This window comes from Streptomyces sp. NPDC004561 (genome assembly GCF_053602155.1).
In genome coordinates this window covers 1-1,400 of the sequence record NZ_JBSGDB010000906.1, presented here as the reverse complement: position 1 = coordinate 1,400, position 1,400 = coordinate 1, and the positions used below count along the sequence as shown (strand labels likewise).

Genomic DNA, 1,400 nt, shown 5'->3' with positions numbered 1-1,400 from the left:
GTCGGATCAGACGTCACCGCACATCCAACCGCCATGACCGCCAACCCGGCGAACCTATGCGGTCAGAGCACTAGGTACGGCTGGCCAAGCAGCTGTCCGAGGTGCGGGCCGAGCGGGACGAGTTGGCTGTGGCCGAGCGGGTGTGGCGGCGGATGAGCGAGCAGAGCGCCGGCGAGCGGGCGGAGGCAGGATCGGCGGTCGTCCAAGCGGCAGGTCGGGCGGCGTGGTTGGTCCCAGACAGCACGCCGGGTGTGGAGGAGGCGGCGTTGCCGCCGGAGTACCAGCCCATCCTCGCCGCCGTGCGGCAGGCTGCGGGCCCGGTGGCGCACCCCGGGAGATCGGTGAGGCGCTGGGCCTGGCCACCGGAGTGCGGGGCCAACTGGAGCCGCTGCGCGGGAAGCTGACGAACCCGACCGACCGCGGCTCACCCTGCGCGCCACCAGGTCGATGTGTCACAGACATGTCCTTGAACGCGCACGCCCCGGTCACACCCGGGCTCACAACCTGGTGACCTACGCCACAAAGAGAAGCGAAGCGCGTCGAGGATCCGCTTTTGGCGCGGTTCGTCGCACTGTCAACTGCCTGTACGTTTGCCCGGCAATTCAACGAACCGCAACAACGGGGGAATCACCGTGAACGCCATGAACACTGCTAAGGCCGTCCGGAGACTGAGCGGGCTCGCCGTCGTCGGGGCACTCGCCCTGACCGCGACGGCTTGCGGCCCCGACGACTCGTCGGCCCAGTCCACCCCGTCCTCCTCGGCCACCAGCGCGAGCGCACCCACGGGCGCAGCCACGCCGGGCGCGCCGAGCAGCACTGCCACCGGCTCGGACGGCGCGAGCGGCGCCGGCGGGTCGGACACGAAGGCGGGCCAGACCCTCAAGATGGGGCAGGCGGCTCATGTCCCGTTCTCCTACGGCACGTCGACGAAGGGCAAGATCGCCCTGACCGTCACCTCGATCGAGCAGGGCAGTCCGTCCGACCTGGCTTCGCTGAAGCTCGGCGACCAGGCGAAGGGCAAGGTTCCCTACTACATCCGCTACTCGGTCACCAACGAGGGCGACTCCGACCTGGCCTACGCCAGCGTGGGCCACATGAAGGGCCACCTGGGGGACGGCACCGAGGCCCAGGACCTCATGATCATCGGCGACTTCGGCAAGTGCAAGAGCGACACACTTCCCCAGGGCTTCACCAAGGGCAAGGTCGCCCAGGGCTGCGCGGTGGCACTCGCGCCGTCGGCCTCGACGAAGGTCGCGTCGGCCGAGTACTGGGGCGAGCCCTTCACGCTGGGCCAGGGCATCACCTGGAAGTAATCCGCGAGTAGCCCCGTCGGCCGGCCAGCCGACAGAAAGCCGCCTCTGACCAGCAGTATCCGCAGGCCGGTCCGTACGGGCAGCAGC

At 69.6% G+C, this 1,400-nt stretch carries 1 protein-coding gene; it reads left to right on the top strand.

Translation table 11 applies throughout. The features are described 5' to 3' along the window. Positions 1-641 precede the first annotated feature (641 nt). Positions 642-1,313 (top strand): hypothetical protein, encoded by a 672-nt coding sequence (locus ACWEN3_RS46585; protein ID WP_452984506.1) that lies wholly within the window; start codon positions 642-644, stop codon positions 1,311-1,313. The last annotated feature ends 87 nt before the right edge of the window (positions 1,314-1,400 follow it).

Excerpts from the sequence above, each read along its gene's own strand:
- ACWEN3_RS46585 (WP_452984506.1), top strand. The coding sequence starts at position 642 with ATGAACACTGCTAAGGCCGTCCGGAGACTGAGCGGGCTCGCCGTCGTC.